Annotated in this window: 16 protein-coding genes; 10 read left to right on the top strand and 6 right to left on the bottom strand. The window is 31.2% G+C overall.

Annotated elements, in window-relative coordinates:
• Nucleotides 1-32 precede the first annotated feature (32 nt).
• Complete coding sequence (locus BUB47_RS07210) at nucleotides 33-1268, top strand: aromatic amino acid transport family protein (RefSeq protein ID WP_073185057.1); 1236 nt, start codon at nucleotides 33-35, stop codon at nucleotides 1266-1268.
• 92 nt (nucleotides 1269-1360) lie between these two features.
• Here the strand turns inward: BUB47_RS07210 and murJ are convergent, their stop codons facing one another.
• Nucleotides 1361-2935 (bottom strand): murein biosynthesis integral membrane protein MurJ, encoded by a 1575-nt coding sequence (gene murJ / locus BUB47_RS07205; RefSeq protein ID WP_073185056.1) that lies wholly within the window; start codon nucleotides 2933-2935, stop codon nucleotides 1361-1363.
• Nucleotides 2936-3076: 141 nt separating this feature from the next.
• On the opposite strand from murJ, the gene BUB47_RS07200 reads away from it, so the two are divergent.
• Both BUB47_RS07200 and BUB47_RS07195 read left to right on the top strand, forming a co-directional pair.
• Complete coding sequence (locus BUB47_RS07200; protein WP_234945648.1) at nucleotides 3077-4801, top strand: ABC transporter ATP-binding protein; 1725 nt, start codon at nucleotides 3077-3079, stop codon at nucleotides 4799-4801.
• A 35-nt stretch (nucleotides 4802-4836) separates the two neighbouring features.
• A complete protein-coding gene (locus BUB47_RS07195) occupies nucleotides 4837-5226 on the top strand; it encodes a hypothetical protein (protein ID WP_073185054.1) in 390 nt (129 codons plus the stop codon).
• A gap of 97 nt (nucleotides 5227-5323) precedes the next feature.
• On the opposite strand, the gene BUB47_RS07190 is transcribed toward BUB47_RS07195, so the two are convergent.
• From BUB47_RS07190 to BUB47_RS07180, 3 genes are all read right to left on the bottom strand, one after another.
• Complete coding sequence (locus BUB47_RS07190) at nucleotides 5324-6346, bottom strand: pirin family protein (protein WP_073185053.1); 1023 nt, start codon at nucleotides 6344-6346, stop codon at nucleotides 5324-5326.
• Between the two features lie 202 nt (nucleotides 6347-6548).
• Nucleotides 6549-9485 carry an insulinase family protein gene (locus BUB47_RS07185; RefSeq protein WP_073185052.1) on the bottom strand — a complete coding sequence of 979 codons (2937 nt, stop codon included), beginning with the start codon at nucleotides 9483-9485 and terminating at the stop codon, nucleotides 6549-6551.
• Between the two features lie 87 nt (nucleotides 9486-9572).
• Nucleotides 9573-10133: a manganese efflux pump MntP gene (locus BUB47_RS07180; RefSeq protein ID WP_073185051.1), complete on the bottom strand. Its 561-nt coding sequence runs from the start codon at nucleotides 10131-10133 to the stop codon at nucleotides 9573-9575.
• A 280-nt stretch (nucleotides 10134-10413) separates the two neighbouring features.
• On the opposite strand from BUB47_RS07180, the gene BUB47_RS07175 reads away from it, so the two are divergent.
• Nucleotides 10414-11730, top strand: a complete 1317-nt coding sequence (locus BUB47_RS07175) for an NCS2 family permease (RefSeq protein ID WP_073185050.1) — start codon at nucleotides 10414-10416, stop codon at nucleotides 11728-11730.
• A 97-nt stretch (nucleotides 11731-11827) separates the two neighbouring features.
• Here BUB47_RS07175 and BUB47_RS07170 read toward each other — a convergent pair whose 3' ends face one another.
• On the bottom strand, nucleotides 11828-12049 hold the full coding sequence (locus BUB47_RS07170; protein WP_073185049.1) for a hypothetical protein: 222 nt from the start codon (nucleotides 12047-12049) through the stop codon (nucleotides 11828-11830).
• Nucleotides 12050-12446: 397 nt separating this feature from the next.
• On the opposite strand from BUB47_RS07170, the gene BUB47_RS07165 reads away from it, so the two are divergent.
• The 6 genes from BUB47_RS07165 to BUB47_RS07140 all read left to right on the top strand — a co-directional run bounded on the left by BUB47_RS07165 (nucleotide 12447) and on the right by BUB47_RS07140 (nucleotide 16747).
• A complete protein-coding gene (locus BUB47_RS07165) occupies nucleotides 12447-13103 on the top strand; it encodes a helix-turn-helix domain-containing protein (RefSeq protein ID WP_073185048.1) in 657 nt (218 codons plus the stop codon).
• Between the two features lie 30 nt (nucleotides 13104-13133).
• Complete coding sequence (locus BUB47_RS07160) at nucleotides 13134-13535, top strand: hypothetical protein (RefSeq protein WP_073185047.1); 402 nt, start codon at nucleotides 13134-13136, stop codon at nucleotides 13533-13535.
• A gap of 16 nt (nucleotides 13536-13551) precedes the next feature.
• Nucleotides 13552-13830 (top strand): RNA 2',3'-cyclic phosphodiesterase, encoded by a 279-nt coding sequence (gene thpR / locus BUB47_RS07155; protein ID WP_073185046.1) that lies wholly within the window; start codon nucleotides 13552-13554, stop codon nucleotides 13828-13830.
• The gene (locus tag BUB47_RS07150; RefSeq protein ID WP_234945647.1) at nucleotides 13814-14083 is read left to right on the top strand and encodes a 2'-5' RNA ligase family protein; all 270 of its coding nucleotides are present in this window, start codon (nucleotides 13814-13816) and stop codon (nucleotides 14081-14083) included. The genes thpR and BUB47_RS07150 overlap by 17 nt, the downstream gene beginning before the upstream one ends.
• A gap of 107 nt (nucleotides 14084-14190) precedes the next feature.
• The gene (ilvD, locus tag BUB47_RS07145) at nucleotides 14191-15864 is read left to right on the top strand and encodes a dihydroxy-acid dehydratase (protein WP_073185044.1); all 1674 of its coding nucleotides are present in this window, start codon (nucleotides 14191-14193) and stop codon (nucleotides 15862-15864) included.
• A 226-nt stretch (nucleotides 15865-16090) separates the two neighbouring features.
• Entirely contained in the window at nucleotides 16091-16747 is a 657-nt protein-coding gene (locus tag BUB47_RS07140) for an ABC transporter ATP-binding protein (protein ID WP_456059107.1), read from the top strand.
• Nucleotides 16748-16824: 77 nt separating this feature from the next.
• Here BUB47_RS07140 and BUB47_RS07135 read toward each other — a convergent pair.
• Nucleotides 16825-17133 (bottom strand): IS30 family transposase (locus BUB47_RS07135; RefSeq protein ID WP_143270622.1); only part of this gene is annotated, 309 nt, incomplete at its 5' end.

Here is a 17133-nt window from a genome sequence, read left to right as displayed (position 1 = left end):
ATCAACAAAAAAAATGAAGAGGTGAGTAAATAATGAGCGATAAAAATGTAAATAATGCTCCTGTATATGAGGAGGGAGCATTAAAAATAGAAAAGATGACACCTTCTGAAGTTATATTTGCAGTGGTTGGATGTGGAATTGGTTCAGGAGCTCTGGGGACAGCTTATTCTGCAAGACTAGGTGGATTTCCTGTAATTGCTTTCTGGCTAATAGTTTCAGGTATTTTAACATTAATATCTATGTACTATGTAGCTGAGGCAACACTTAGAACTAAAAAGATGATTCAACTTCCAGGATTGGCAAATAGATATGTTGGTAAACTTGGAATGGTTTTAGTGTTTTTAGCAGTAGTTATAAATTCACTAAGCTGTTTAATAGCTTACTTTAACGGCAGTGGTGAGATTATTGCAAGTTTTCTTGGAGTTTCAAAGGGAATGGGAGCTGTGATTTTTATGGTTCCGGCAGCCCTAGTTACTTACATGGGCCTTAAGGCAATAGGTGTAGTGGGAAAATACATGAGCTTTATAATGGTTGGGCTTATTTTAATATTAACTGTAGCTAGTTTTTTAGCTTCAAGTTCTGACGTTGGAAGATTATTTGTATCTAATTGGAAATATGCAATTCCTATATTTAATGTGGCAGCGTTTAGCTATATAGGGCAGTATTTAGTTCCAGACCTTGCAAGAGGCCTTGCTCATGATCCTAAAAAGTTGGCACCTTCACTTTTAATAGGTCAAGTAATAGTTGCAGTACTTTTAATTTTAATACCAATGGGAACATTTATAGTAGCTCCGGCTAATGAAATAACAGAAGTTGCTACAATTGTTTGGGGAAGGGCAATAGGACAGTGGGCATTTTTTATGGCAAATATATTTGCACTAATGGCTATGTTTACTTCATTTACTCCTATAACACAGACACTTATATCAAATATTGTAGACTTTTTTAAATTAAAAAGTGACTCGGATCCAAAAATTAGAATTCCGATAATGGCAATAGTACTTGGAATTCCACTTTATTTAACAATATCAGGAAAAGTTAGCTTTATAGACGCTGTATATTTTTCAGGAACATTTGCAGCTGCAATTATGGCAATACTTCCTATATTTATGATAAACAATGCTAGAAAAACGGGTGATATAGAACCTGAGTGGACATGCGGGAAATTGGCATCTTGGCCAGTACAAGCTATAATAATTATTTTATATGGTGGCACTATAATCTATGCAATATTAGGTGGCATGGGATATCTTCCGGCAGGCTGGTAGATAATTAATTTGATTAACACTTACAAAAATAAACACTTCTAAAAAAACAGAACTTATAGTTTACTATAAGTTCTGTTTTTTCTTTAAATTTATTATTTATTTTTCTTTAATTTTCTTTTTACAATTGCCACTATATCTCTAATTTCTCTTACACCAAGTAAGTATAGACAAATTGCATAGACTAAAACTGCAATTGAAACTACAAAGAGCAGTACAAGAAGTTTTACAAGTTTTATACTGGTATTTGAAGTTACATAGGCAAGAAGTAAAGACTCCAGTGGGAAGTAAGTTAAAGCCACAGCTCCCATTGCCAGAGAGGCTATTAAAGTCTTAATCAGCGCTTTGATATAGGACTTAGTTCCTAAGTTTCCGATTTTTCTTCTCAAAAGCACAAAGGAAATTAAAACTGCAATAGTTGTTGCAATACTAACTGATGCAGCAAGTCCTCTCGTTCCAAATCTATGAGCTACAAGTAAGTTAAGTCCAACATTAATCAGAACATTGACAAGCCCCACATAAAAAGGCGTCTTAGTATCTGAAAGAGAATAGTAAACTCTATTTAACACATTACTTACAGATATTGAAATTAAAGCAAGAGTATAGCACCTTAGAGTTGCCGTAGTGTCAATGGCATTTTGTAAAGTGTACTTTCCATGAAAAAATACAATATCTACAATAGGTCTTGCTAAAATAATCATTCCTATTGTTGCGGGAACTGTTAAAAATAATACTGACTTAACGGATGCATTCATAACCCGCTTTCCCTGAATCATATTGTCACTGGAAAAAGCTCTGGTCATAGTTGGAAATACTATGGCAGTTATGGCAGTTATAAAAATGCCGAGAATCATAGTATTTAATTTGTTTGCATTATTTAATATAAATGTGGAACCCTCTGCCATTCTCATAGCAAGACTTTTATTTACAATAATATTTACGTCATTTACAGCCGTACTTATAAATACAGGGCCTGCAAGCAAGAGAGAGCTCAATACATATTTGTCTTTAAAGTCCAGAACCAGTTGAGGTCTGTATCCAGATTTAAAAGAATCGGGAAGTAAGAATAACACTTGTGCAAAAACTCCTATTACAGAGGCTATAGTAAGCCCATGAATACCGCCACGAGAAGTAAAGAAAGACAGATATATAATATAAATTAAGTTAAGTGGAATGGCTATTGCACCTACAGCGGCAAATTTTCCGCTGAATTGTAAAAATCCGGTGAATACTCCAACAATTGCCGAAAATATTATTACAGGCATTCCAAGTTCAACAAGTTCTACTACTAAATTATATAATTCAGGATTTGATTTAGGTGCAAATAATAGTGATAGACTGGGAGCAAAAATTATACCTAAAAAAATCGCAATTATAGATATTATAGAAACTATTGAAAGCATATTATTTGTAAAGTGAAGTTTTTGATTACTGCCAAGTTCACTCTCCGCTTTTTGAAGTCCAGGAATAAATGTAGTCGCTATAGCAGTGGTTATTAGTGCAGAAATTATAGCGGTGGCATTTTGACTGGCGACAAAAGCATCGGATTGTATAGTAGCGCCAAATTTTGCAGCTATTAAACTTTCTCTCACAAGTCCAAATAATTTTCCAATAAGTGAAAAAACAATTATAGCAAGTGTAGATTTGGCTAGTTTTTTAGTAGTTTCCATAAGTACCTCCTAAATATTCATATAAAAGTATATTCTTTAGTCAAATTAATGTCAACTCTAGATTGGTTGATTAAAAAGTTACAATATAATACAATTGAGATGGTGATTAATTTGAAAAGTTTAAATTCATTAAGGATAATAATGCCTTATTTTAAAAAATATAAAAATATATTGATGTTAGATTTACTTTGTGCCGGACTTACAACAGTTTCAGAAATGGTGTTGCCATTGATTTTAAGAAGGCTAACTGATGTTGGAATGAATAATTTTAGTGATTTGACCATGGAACTTGTTTTGCGACTGGCTATTTTATTTGGAATACTAAAAATAATAGACTTAGTTGCAGGTTACTATATGACCAGCGTTGGACATATGATGGGCGCTAAAATAGAAACAGATATGAGATCAGATTTGTATACTCATTTGCAAACTATGAGTGATTCATTTTACAATGAGACAAAAATTGGGATACTGATGAGTAGAATTACTAATGACCTATTTGACATTACAGAGTTTTCTCACCACGTTCCGGAAGAATATTTTATAGGTGGACTTAAAATTTTAGTTTCACTGTTTATATTGTTAAATATAAATGTGAAGATGACCCTTTTAATTTATATAATGATACCTATAATGATTTACTTTGCTTCAAAGTATCAAAGGAGAATGAAGAATGCTCAAAAGGAGCAGAGAGTTCACGTTGGAAATTTTAACTCTTCAATAGAAGATACACTATTAGGTGTAAGAGTAGTAAAATCCTTTGCAAATGAAGAAATGGAATTAGAGAAATTTGAAACTGAAAATGAAAAGTTTTTAGGAATAAAGAGAAAATACTATAGGTCAATGGCAGGATTTAATACAATAACGAAACTTTTTGACGGACTAATGTATTTAATTTTAATTATAACTGGCGGATATTTTATGATGAAAAGAGAAATTGAAGCCGGAGATTTACTAGCCTATGTAATGTATGTTACATCACTTTTAAACACTGTGAAGAGAATAGTAGAATTTACAGAGCAATTCCAAAAGGGAATAACGGGAATTGAAAGATTTGAAGAGATTATGGATGAAAAATCAGATATAGTTGATTCAGAAAATGCAGTTGATATAGGAAAAGTAGAAGGAAAAATTGAATTTAGAGATGTTACATTTAAGTATGAAGTTGATACTGACAATGTATTGGAACACTTTAATCTAAAGATAAGACCTGGAGGAAATATTGCTTTGGTGGGACCTTCGGGAGCGGGAAAGACTACAATATGTAATTTAATACCAAGATTTTATGATGTAAACAGCGGTGAAATACTAGTAGACGATAAAAATGTAAAAGATGTGACGCTAAAGTCCTTGAGAGATAATATTGGAATAGTTCAGCAAGATGTGTATTTGTTCTCAGGAACTGTTTTAGACAACATCAGATATGGAAAACCAGATGCTACAGATAAAGAAGTTTTAAGGGCAAGTGATTTGGCAGGAGCTACAGAATTTATTGATAATCTACCTGAAAAGTTCAACACTTACGTTGGAGAGAGAGGGCTAAAACTTTCAGGAGGACAGAAACAGAGAATTTCCATAGCAAGAGTATTTTTAAAAAATCCTCCAATTTTAATATTAGACGAAGCAACGTCTGCACTTGACAACAAGTCAGAACAAGTAGTTCAAGAGTCCCTTGAAGAACTTACAAAAGGTAGAACTACTTTAACTATAGCTCATAGACTTACTACAGTTCAAAATGCAGATGAAATAATAGTTATGGAAGATAGAAGAATAATTGAAAGAGGAACTCACGAAGAACTTATGAATAAAAAGGGAAGATATTATGATCTTTATACAAAGGGTGGGTTACTTGATAAATTAAATTAATATTTAGAATTTAAATAGTTGGAGTTGAGATAGGTATGAAAAAACCAATAAGTAATATTATTATTGGACTTATGGCAATTTTAGTTACCTGGTCATTTATAAATAATGGAAATTTTGTATATACTATAGATTTTAATGTGTATCCTACAGTGAATAGTTTTATATTTGTAGTATTTTCAATTGTTTTATTATTTTTGTATTTTGTTTTTAAAAATACAGTGAAAAGTGAGAAAAAACTAAATAAAATATATTTGACAATTATTTTGTTTATGGGAATTATTATGACAGTGGATTCAGTTAAGTTGTATAAATTTTATGGATATGAAAAAAACATGTCCTCTGCCTATTTAGATACAAATAGTAGTATAATTACTGAAGTTAAAGAGTATAAAGTTTTGGAAGAGAAACTCATGAAGAATTATTAAAGAACAAAACATATAAATATAAAATTTAAAGTAATTACGTTTTAATTGTTGTAAAACAGGATACAAAAAAGACTCTTAAAAAAAAGAGTCTTTTTTGTTAGTTTTCTTTTGGATAGCTTAAAGTACCATCACTGTATTTTGCAAATCTACCGGAGTCAATTGGGTTTACAGGGTCATTTCTATCCCAAGGCCATCCGCCAAATTGAGTTTGTTGGTAGTCATTAAAGGCCTGCATGATTTCCTTTTGAGTGTTCATTACAAAAGGTCCGTATGAAGCAACAGGTTCATTTATAGGCTCACCTTCTAAAAGTAAAAGATTACTAAGTTTAGAGCCGTTTTTAATTTTAATTTCCCTGTCAGGTACAAGGTCTAGGGAATTATTTTTAGATATTTCATCTTCTTCTATTTTAAGAGAATCTCCCTCATAGTAGAATAAAGTTCTATTTGCTGTTTCAGTAGTAGCTGGAATTGTAAATTCAGCATGCGGATCAAGTTCAATTATCCAAATAGTTACATTGTTTTCTTTTTCAGCAGCCCAAGAATCAGGGTTTGGATTTAATGCTTTAGCATTTTTATAGTCGCCTGCAATTACTTTTACCTTAGAAATATTTCCATTACTGTCTTTATTTTCAACTATTGGGATATCTTCATTCCAAAACATTTGATAATAAGGGTCAACCATTTTATTTTTCTTTGGCAAGTTTAACCAAATTTGAAACAGTTCAAATGGATTTTCTTCATCTTGATTTACTAGTGGGAACATCTCACAGTGCTGAGCACCTTTTCCAGTAGTTAACCACTGAACGTCTCCATTTCCATATCTTCCTGTAGAACCGACACTGTCAGTGTGGTCTACAAATCCCTTTGCTGCAATTGTAACAGTTTCAAAACCTCTGTGAGGATGACTTGGAAACCCTGGAACTTTTTTCCCGTGGTACATTCTCCAAGGAGATTCAAGATTAAAGTCATTTCCAATTTCACGATTTTCTATATAATAAGTTGGCTCCATCTTTTCATTGCCAGCAGGATAATTATTATAAAGTCTACTTGCCAGTATAAAAGGTGACTTTACTGGAATGCGTGTAGAAGTAGGGGTAATAGATTTAATTATATTATTCAATAAAAAACTCCTCTCTGAATTTAAATTATATTATATATTTTAAGTTTGACCATTTTTGACTAATATAATTATACCCAGAGAATATCTACACTAAACATCTGTTCAACAACTGATTATTAAAAAAACAAGCTCTTAAAATATATTTATATAATTAAAAAACCGACTCCCAAAAGTTAGGAAGTCGGTAAGTTTAAAAATATTTTTATCTCTTTAAATTTACTATTTCATTAAAGAGTGAACTGTTTTCTTTTATTACTTCTTCTCCACCAATAACACATAGATAATTTTCATCCATGGCTTTTTTTATAGTTGGAGCATAGCTTTTTAGTTGTTCAAGTGTAGTGTTTAAAGCTTCGTTTTTAAACTGAGACATTTTTTCTTCACTTAAATGTGAGATATATCTCACTAAGTTTAAATCTCCCTTAGCTGATGGGCTAAGTAGAGGATCAAAGCTATTCATTGTACCGATTATATAGTTTTTAAGTTCATCTTCAGAAAGATTTAACTCCTCTAAGAACTTGTCCATATTGTCATATACTTCTATAGTGTTTTTCAAATTAGGGTCTCTATAGGAGTAAGTTAAAATATCTGAATTTATTGTGAATTTAACTCCTGCACCATAAGCTCCACCTTTTGCACGAATGTTATTGTGTAAATAATCTGTGCTTAGTATATTTCCAAGTACGCTTAGTGAACCATTGTATTCCAAACCAAGTTTACTTAAGTCATAGCCCTTAGAAACATATTGAACATTGGCAGATGTTGTAAAGCCTTGAGATTTAATATTTGAGTGCATAGAGGTTAATCCCTCACTATAAACTTCATTGTTTAAGTTATTTACAAAAGTTTTAAAGTTATCCAGATTATTATTTAAAGTTTCCCTTGAACCAGTAAAGTTAATAATTAAATTGTGTTTATTAAATATTTTTTCTTTAATTGAAATAATAGAACTTTTAAAGCCTTCCCATCTTTCGTCAAAGTTATCTAATAGTTCAGCAAGATAGAAATATATTCCGAGTCCATTTACAGTATTGTTATAAGCTCCTTGTGATGAGTAGTAGCTTTTTACAGTTTCTGTAGCAATAGAGTGTCCATTTTGAAGTATCATTGACTCAATATCAGACTTTTCTATTAATAGAAGTTCTTTAATTCTATTTTTGTCAGTTAAGTTTGAATTTTGAACTATTTCATTAATTAGTTTTAAAGCATCACCAAGTTTTTCATCAAGAACTTTAAATTTTAAAGAAGCATATTGGTAGAGCATACCACTTCTTTCATAGTCAGAATAACTAGTAGGATTAATAGTAAAACCGCCCATAGTCTTATAAATTTCATTATCTAAGTCTTCGTAACTATATTTATCTGTGCTTATTTTTCCAATTAAGTCTGTTAGCAGAGAGTAGTTTTGAAGTTCCTCAGATTTTAGGTGCGATGAGTCAAACAATATAGTTACATAGGAAATAGAGTTGGTAAACTGTTCATTTAAAAGAACTTTTATCCAGGAAATAGAATCATGTTCATTTAAATGAATTTTGCTAAAGTCTGTATCAATTTCTTCTCTAGGTATGTGAGTAATAGTTTCACTAATGTCGCTAAGTTCCAAACTTGGAATAGTTTTTTTATCTTCCGGAGAATCTTCAGTCATTTGAAATGCAACGAGTTCTTTTTGTTCTCTTTTAATGTTTTCAATTTCTTCACTGGAAAGAGAATTTTTATATTCCTGCAGTTTTTTCTTTAGCTCTTCATCTTGTCTTTTACTCTTATCTAATTCCGGTTTAACGGCAGTGATTAGCGAGTAGTTGTTATTTAAAAGTTTTTCTTCAATATACTTTTCAAAAAAACCACTGTCAATTTTGGAGTTCAAGTCCTTAATCATATCATTTGCTTCAAGGGCATCTATAGGATTTTCGCCATATAGCCAAGAGTTAAGAGCTCTTATATAGTAAATAATTGAGCGTTGAACTCCACCACCTTCTCTAAATGCAAATTCAAATTTATTTAAAGTTGCTTTTAGTAAGTCTTTGTTAAGTCCTTTAGAAATAACATCTCTTAAAGTACTTTCAACTATATTTTTAAATTCATCTATTTTCGAAACCTCTGTATTCTTAGCTACAATAGATAAATCTAAAGTTTCTGAAGAAGAAGTTTCTGCATATATATCTTCTGCAAGATTGGCTTTTAAAAGTGCCATTTTAATAGGTGCAGATTCAGAGTCAATTAGTAGTTCTGAGAGGAAGTCTCTCATAAATAAGTCAAGCTTATCAGTGCTCTTTCCAAGACACCAAGAGTAAGTTAAATAGTCTTTATTTTCGCCCATTTCACTTTCAGATGCACTGTAAGTGTCATGAACTATTTTTTGCTCTTTAAATGGCTCATTTAAAATAATTTTTGAATCTACATCTTCGCTTTCAAAATTAGATAGATAATTTTCGTCAATGTAATTTAGTGCCTTGTCCATATCTAAATTTCCATATAAATATACATAGGAGTTAGATGGATGGTAGAGTTTTTTATGAAAGTCCAAAAAGTTTTCATAAGTCAAGCTAGGTATTACTGACGGGTCTCCGCCGGAGTCTATTCCGTAAGAGGAGTTTTCGTGTAGATTAAAAGTCATTATGTCAGATACAATATTTTGAGGATCTGAATAAACGCCTTTCATTTCATTATATACAACACCATTGTATTTAAGTTCATCAGTTTCTTCATCTATTTCATAGTGCCATCCCTCTTGCAAGAAAATTTCCTTTTTTTCATACATTCTAGGATAAAAAACAGCATCAAGGTATACGTCCATTAAATTGTAAAAGTCTTTTTCATTTCTGGAGCTGACAGGATAAATAGTCTTGTCAGAAAATGTCATTGCATTTAAAAATGTCTGCATACTGGATTTAATTAAGTCCATAAAAGGTTCTCTTGTAGTATATTTTTTCGAGCCGGATAGTACGGAGTGTTCCACTATATGAGCAACACCAGTGGAATCTTTAGGTATAGTTCTAAAACCTATTCCAAAGGCCTTGTTTTCGTCGTCATTTGAAAGCACAAGAACTTGAGCTCTTGTCTTAGTGTGTTCATATACTTTGACAAGTGAAGCAACTTCTTCAACATACTTTTCTTCTAAAAGTTTATATTTATTATTCATTGTTAGTAAATTCCCCCTTACTAAAGAATTATACCAAATTAAAGGTACTTTATAACAGATGTGGCAAAATAAAGTGGAAATTACATATTAAAATAAATTCAAGTGTTCAAACAATATTTTAAATCCCATTACAATTAAAATAACACCTCCGACAATTTCAGCTCTTTGTTTGTATTTTATTCCGAGAACACTTCCAAGACTAACACCTAAAACTGACATAAAAAAAGTTATAATTCCTATAATTAAAGCAGCTTGAAATATATTGGAATTAAAAAAAGCAAATGTTACTCCCACAACCAGAGCATCTATACTTGTGGCTATTGATATTGTAATCATAGATTTAAAATCAAAACCACTATCAATAGGACAATCTTTTTCAAAGGAACCTTTAATCATATCTAGTCCTATTAATCCTAAAAGTATAAATGCAATCCAATGATCTATAGATTTAATACTATCAGCAAAATTAGTAGCTAAATAAAAGCCGATAATTGGCATTAAAGCTTGAAAAAATCCAAAATAAAAACCGATTTTTAAAGTTTTTCGAATATCTTTTTTTTGTAAAGATAGTCCTTTGCAAACAGAAGCGGCAAATGCATCCATAGATAGACCAAGTCCTATCAAGAATATACTAATTAAATTTTCCATATTACACCCCTAAAATAATAAACAACATAAAAAAAGACTTATCTACCCTTTTTGAGTAGATAAGTCTCATTATTTAATATAAAGCCAGAAAAATTTTCAGTATGTTGACTTTATAACGTATACGCCAATTACTCCCTTACCAATTAGATAATTTTAGCAAAAAAACTATTAAAATACAAGTGGAATATTTATAATTTAAGTCTGTAAAATATTAAACTAAGGTGGAATTTATGATATGATATATTCTCAAAATAATTAATAATTAAATAGGAGGAGATTTATGGAGAGCAGCAGTTTTTTTGAAAAAACATTTAAACTTTCACAGAGAGGTACAAATGTAAGAACGGAGTTAATGGCAGGGCTTACTACTTTTATGACGATGTCTTATATATTAATTGTAAATCCTGATATTTTGTCTCAAACGGGAATGGATAAGGGAGCACTATTCACAACAACAATTATAGCTTCCATTATTGGAAATTTAATTATGGCTTTTTATGCAAACCTTCCCTTTGCCTTAGCTCCAGGTATGGGATTAAACGCCTTTTTTACGTATACAGTGTGTCTGCAAATGGGAGAAACTTGGCAATTTGCACTGACAGCAGTATTTTTAGAGGGGATAGTATTTATATTGCTATCGGCATTTAAAATTAGAGAAGAAATTTTTAATGCAATACCATTGACTCTTAAAAAAGCGGTTTCTGTGGGGATAGGAATTTATATTGCATTTATAGGACTTACTGGAGCGAATATTATTATTCCTGGAGATGGTGTAATTTTAAGCTTGGGAAATTTATTGACTCCAAATGTAGCGGTATTATTTTTTGGATTATTTTTAATGGCATTTTTAAGCGCAAAGAAAGTGAAGGGAGCTTTGCTTTATGGTATTGTAGCCTCTACAGTATTGGCTTTGATATTGGGAGTTACTCATTTGCCTACAGGGGCAATATTTTCACTACCACCTTCAATAAAACCTATAGCGTTTCAACTTGAGTTTGGTGAAATATTTACATTTAAAATGTTTTCTGTTATGTTTACTTTCCTATTTGTAGATATGTTTGACACTGTTGGAACATTGACAGGAGTTGCAACAAAAGCCAATTTACTTGATGAAAATGGTGAACTTCCAGATGTTGGAAAAGCACTTATGGCAGATGCAATAGGAACAACTGCCGGAGCACTTCTTGGAACAAGTACAGTAACTACATTTGTTGAGAGTGCAAGTGGAGTTGCAGATGGAGGAAGAACAGGACTTACAACACTGTCAACCGGAGCACTGTTTTTAATTTCACTATTTTTCTTTCCTCTATTTTCCATAGTTCCAACAGAGGCAACGTCAGCAGCGCTAGTAATGGTTGGATTATTTATGATGAGCCCAATAAAAGATATAGACTTTGACAACTATGCTGAGTCAGTTCCTGCATTTTTGACTATTATAATGATGCCTTTCGCCTATTCAATTGCAGAGGGAATAGCTTTTGGAATGATGAGTTATGTATTATTGAAATTTACTACAGGAAAGAGAAAAGATATTTCAGTACTAATGTATATTTTGGCAATTATATTTTTCCTTAGAATTTTAGTACCATTAATATAACAATGTGTTTAAAATTATTATAAGTATTGGACATATTAGTTAGTTTTATAGAAAGAGTTACAAATAAAAGTTATAAGAAACTTATAGACACAGTTTCTTATAACTTTTTATTTTTTTCTAAAAATAAATCTAAAGCCAAAGATGATAAAAGTAAAAAAATTGATAGAAATAAAAATCCTCTTTGGTTGTCAACAGGGCAAACTCCTGGAGGAAGAGATGCACGAACTTTTACAATTCTATAAGTTGAAAATGCAGCTAACATAAACCCTGTAATACTTAAAAATTTAGAAAGGTTTTTTAAATTTAGTTTTTCTCTCATAGACACGCTCCTTACATATATAAATGCCCAAAGATTTTAATTTTAATCTAAAGTAATATTTTAACAATTTGGGAAGTGAATTTACATTATTAAAAATCATAGTTAAGTTCAGTAGAAAATATAGGTGTTGGGAAGTGTCTAAAGTTAATATGACACTACTCAATACCTAAAAAATTGTTATTTTATTATTATTTAATATCCAAATAAACTGATAATTTTTAATACTTAAATTTAAAAAAGGTTATAATAAATACATAGATTAATAATTAAATGTCTAAAAATAGAGGATGCAAAGATTATTTGTACAAACTTTTAAAGTAAAAAGTGGCGTTGCAAAGATTCCAGTCTTTATGAAAACTCCTTACAAATATATAATTTAGTTAGAAAGGAAGTAGAAATGAAATTAGGAGAGAGATTACAAAAAGAGAGAAACAAACTAAATATTACTCAAAGTGAAGTTGCGGAGAAGTTAAAAGTTTCTCGCCAGACAATTTCAAATTGGGAGACCAGTAAAAGTTATCCGGATTTAGAGAGCCTGGTTTTATTAAGTGACTACTACAATATTTCACTAGATGTATTATTGAAGGAGGACGACGGTATGATTAAGGACGTAAATAAGAAACTTAAATTTGTGGGGATACTTAAGTGGACATTATGTTTGTGTTGTATAATATTTTGTGTAGTATATGGAATTTCAACGATAGCACTTATTTTACGTGATGATATTAATTTTAATAGTGGAAAAAGTATAATGAACATTTATTTTATAGTGGGAATAATTAAAGTTATATTGCTTTTTTTACTTTCTTTTTATGCTGTAAAGTCTTTAACAACAAATACATCAAAAAACTATAAAATAGAAGCAATTATTTCAGGATTACTATTAGTATTTTCTTTGCTAACAGGAGAAGTAAATGCAATTAGATTTGGAAATTTTACTTTAGATGATTATGTTATTTATATTGTTCTTATTTTTGCATTTGTTCAACTATATTCAATAAGTAAGGACAACGGTGAAAATACTGAAAAACTAAAAAGGTTGGAAGATAAATAATAAAGATAGTATAGATAGGAGTGTGAGTATATGGAAAAGAATATGGGAAATCCTATAAAAAATTATAGTTTTTTAGAAATGATTAGACCACTGTTTTATATAGAGGGTTTTATGGAAATATTATCATTTATAACTTTAATAATAACTTATTTTAATTCTGATAATTTTAATAATTTGTTGCTGCCTTTTATATATCAGTTGTTTAAACGTGGACTGTATTTGTTATACTGTGTATATGGAATTAAGGCTATAAACTTAAAAAGCAGTTCAATGTTTAAATATATGACAATATTTTCCGGTGGAATGTTCTTATACAGATTTATTGTAATATTAAAATTTGCAGAAGACAAAGTATTTAACATACCGGTAATGTTTATATTTTTAACATTTGTATTTTATAAAAATTATTTAAAGAGTATTGAAATAGATTAAATTAATAGGAGAAAATATGAGGTTATTTATAGCTTTTGAACTTTCTAAAGAGTGGAAAGAAAATATAAAGTACATACAAAGTCAAATTAAGGAATCATCTGAAAAGTGTCGCTTAACTAATGAAGATAATTTACATTTAACCTTACATTTTTTAGGAGAAGTTGAGAGGAATAAAGCTAAAGATTTAATAGAGGATTTTTTGCACGTAAATTATCCCAGAGAACTTAGTATATCAGCGGATAAATTGGGATACTTTAAAAAAAAGAGGCTCAAAGTTGGTGTGGTTGGGCTGTGAAAATTCAAAGGACTTACAAAAATTACATGGCGATTTGAAAACTATTTTAAAAAATTTGGATATTATAGTTGATAGTCGTGAGTTTACGCCTCATATTACTATAGCAAGAGACGTTCAAATTGACAGTGAGGACATTAAAAATATAAAGTTGCCTAAATTTGCCACAATTAAAAAACCTAAACTTTTCCTCTATCAAAGTAAGTTTACAAAGCAGGGAGTAAAATATAAAAGTTTATATACTTTAAAGGGATAGCGATGTTATCTCTTTTTTTATAATTAATTTAGTACAAAGTTTGGAATGTAACTTTATAGTTGCTATAATTTAAGGTATAACAAATATAATAAGTTTGGGTGGTGTATATGAAAAATTTAAAAAAGAGAAGTGATGAACTTACAAAGGGAATAGAACGTTCAGCTCATCGTGCACTTTTGTATAGTTTGGGAATGATTGAAGATGATTTTGACAAACCTCTAGTTGCTGTTGTAAATTCTTGGAATGAAATTGTACCCGGGCACGCTCACTTACAAGAACTTGGAAACTTTGTGAAACAGGGAATTTGGGAAGTGGGAGGAGTGCCAAAAGAGTTTGAAACAATTGCTGTTTGTGACGGAATGTGCCAAGGTCATATTGGAATGAGTTATCCTCTGCCAAGTAGAGAAATAATTGCAGATAGTATAGAGATAATGGTTCAATCACATCGATTTGATGCTATGGTTATGATAGCCGGTTGCGATAAAATTGTTCCGGGAATGATAATGGCGGCAATGAGGATAAATATACCTGCTATTATTCTTACTTCAGGACCAAGCCTTACTGGGAAGTCTGAACACTGTTCTGTAATTACAACAACGGACATAAGAGAGTTTGCAGGCAGGACACTTGAAGGTAAATTTACTAATGAAGAGTTGTCAGAATTTGAAAAGGAGGCAATTCCAAGCTTAGGAAGTTGTGCAATGATGGGAACTGCAAATACTATGAGTTGCCTTGCAGAAGTTTTAGGACTTTCACTTCCAGGAGTGGGAACTTCACTTGCAGTTGGTTCTGAAAAAAAGAGATTGGCCAGACAAACAGGCAGACGCATTATAGAGCTTATAAATGAAAATATAAAGCCTAGAGATATAGTTACAAAAAATGCACTTGAAAATGCTATTGCAGCAACTATGGCTATGGGCGGTTCTACAAATAGTGTCTTACATTTAATGAGTATAGCAAATGAAGGGAAAATTCCTTTAGAGTTAGAAGCATTTAACCGAATAGGAAAAAAGGTACCTTATATTTGTAATATAAAACCCTCAGGTGAATACTCACTTACAGAGTTACATGAAGCCGGTGGAGTACCTGCCATTTTAAAAACTATTGAACCCTATTTACATAGTGAACATTTAACTGTCACAGGGAAAAATATTAAGGAGAACCTTAAAGATGTTGTTGCACCAAAAAACAATGTTATTTTTCCGTTGGAAAATCCAAAATTACCTGAAGGTGGCATAGCAATACTATATGGAAATCTTGCGCCTAATGGTGCAGTAGTAAAACAATCCGGAATACACCCTTCTATGAAGTATTTTAAAGGTAGAGCAAAGACCTTTAAGTCAATGGAAGAAGCAAGTGATGCAATAATAGAAGATAAAATACAAAAAGGAGATATATTGGTCATTTCCTATGAAGGTCCAAAAGGTGGGCCGGGAATGCGTGAAATGCATATGACTACATCTCTACTTGTAGGACGTGGATTGGATACCAGTTGTGCATTAGTTACAGATGGGCGTTTCTCCGGATCTACAAGAGGACCTTGCATTGGACATGTCTCTCCTGAGGCAGCAGCTAAGGGACCTATTGCAATAGTAGAAGATGGAGATGAAATTTTAATTGATGTTCCAAATAGAAAGTTGGAACTGTTAGTAGATGAAAGTGAAATAAAAAGGCGTTTAGAAGTAGTGGAAATATTTGAAAAGCCTAAGACAGGAGTTTTAAAGAGATATGCAAAGCTTGTAACCTCTGCAGATAAGGGAGCAATATTGGATTCAGATTAAATATTAAGTTAAAAAACTTAAATAGTGATATTATTCTTTAAAGAGTAGTATCACTATTTTTTGTGGAGTTTAAAAACATATAGTTGTTAAAGAACAGTTGAATAAAAATGTTTAAAAATATTATGTGTTGTAATATTTATGTAGGAAAATCTTTTTATGATTTGTAAATACTTTGTAGGTACTTTGTAAGTATTTTTATATATTATTTACTTAAGAGGTGATTGATTTGTTAGAGGGAATAGGATTAAAAAAATACTATGGAAAAGGTGAGAGCTTAGTTAAAGCTCTTGACGGAGTAGATATAGAAATAAGAGATGGGGAGTTTATCTCCATAATTGGAACGAGTGGCTCAGGGAAAAGCACTTTACTTCACTTACTTGGAGGTTTGGACAATCCAACTGAGGGAAAGATAATTTTAGATGGGAAAGACTATTCAAAGTTAAAACAAGATGAGCTTACAATTTTAAGAAGAAGGCACATTGGATTTGTATTTCAATCCTATAATTTACTTAAACTTATGAATGTCTACGAAAATATAACTTTGCCTGTGGGACTAGACGGAAACACTGTAAAGAAAGACTATATTGATGAAATACTAAGTGTGCTTGGAATTAGCGATAAAAAATATGCCATGCCCAATGAACTGTCAGGCGGTCAACAACAGAGAGTTGCCATAGCTCGTGCTCTTGCATCAAATCCGTCAATTATTTTAGCAGATGAACCTACGGGGAATTTAGACAGAAAATCAGGCAAGGCAGTAATGGATTTATTTACAAAAGTAAATGAAACATTTCAAAAATCTATTGTAGTAATATCTCATGATGAGGAAGTGGCACAGAGAGCTGAGAGAATACTTCACATAGAGGACGGTCGATTTATATGAAAGTAAAAAATAAAAAAACTATTTCAAATATAAGTAAGAGTATTTTAAAGGCTGAATTGCAATAATTATTGCGACACTTACTCCAAATTATTTATCTCGTATAAAAATGCATCAAATGTTGTTCTAAATTCCAGACATTTTCTAGGTCTGGAATTTATTTTATATAATATTTTAATTAAACTTTCATTACTGATTTTCGATAAGTCGGTTTTCTTAGGATAGAATTCACGTAATAGCCCATTACTATTTTCATTCGTTCCCCTTTGCCAAGCACTGTAGGGATCTGCAAAGTAAAAATCTATTCCCAACTCTTCTTCTACATCTGTATAACATGCAAACTCTTTGCCTCTGTCCGAAGTGAAGCTTTTAAAAACTTTCTTAGGAAG

The organism is Anaerosphaera aminiphila DSM 21120 (genome assembly GCF_900129925.1).
Classification (GTDB): Bacteria; Bacillota; Clostridia; order Tissierellales; family Peptoniphilaceae; genus Anaerosphaera; species Anaerosphaera aminiphila.
This window is presented reverse-complemented; position numbering and strand designations above follow the sequence as displayed.

Coding starts and splice junctions, on each gene's coding strand:
- BUB47_RS07210 (WP_073185057.1), top strand. CDS start 33: ATGAGCGATAAAAATGTAAATAATGCTCCTGTATATGAGGAGGGAGCA.
- murJ (WP_073185056.1), bottom strand. CDS start 2,935: ATGGAAACTACTAAAAAACTAGCCAAATCTACACTTGCTATAATTGTT.
- BUB47_RS07200 (WP_234945648.1), top strand. CDS start 3,077: ATGCCTTATTTTAAAAAATATAAAAATATATTGATGTTAGATTTACTT.
- BUB47_RS07195 (WP_073185054.1), top strand. CDS start 4,837: ATGAAAAAACCAATAAGTAATATTATTATTGGACTTATGGCAATTTTA.
- BUB47_RS07185 (WP_073185052.1), bottom strand. CDS start 9,485: ATGAATAATAAATATAAACTTTTAGAAGAAAAGTATGTTGAAGAAGTT.
- BUB47_RS07180 (WP_073185051.1), bottom strand. CDS start 10,133: ATGGAAAATTTAATTAGTATATTCTTGATAGGACTTGGTCTATCTATG.
- BUB47_RS07175 (WP_073185050.1), top strand. CDS start 10,414: ATGGAGAGCAGCAGTTTTTTTGAAAAAACATTTAAACTTTCACAGAGA.
- BUB47_RS07170 (WP_073185049.1), bottom strand. CDS start 12,049: ATGAGAGAAAAACTAAATTTAAAAAACCTTTCTAAATTTTTAAGTATT.
- BUB47_RS07165 (WP_073185048.1), top strand. CDS start 12,447: ATGAAATTAGGAGAGAGATTACAAAAAGAGAGAAACAAACTAAATATT.
- BUB47_RS07160 (WP_073185047.1), top strand. CDS start 13,134: ATGGAAAAGAATATGGGAAATCCTATAAAAAATTATAGTTTTTTAGAA.
- thpR (WP_073185046.1), top strand. CDS start 13,552: ATGAGGTTATTTATAGCTTTTGAACTTTCTAAAGAGTGGAAAGAAAAT.
- ilvD (WP_073185044.1), top strand. CDS start 14,191: ATGAAAAATTTAAAAAAGAGAAGTGATGAACTTACAAAGGGAATAGAA.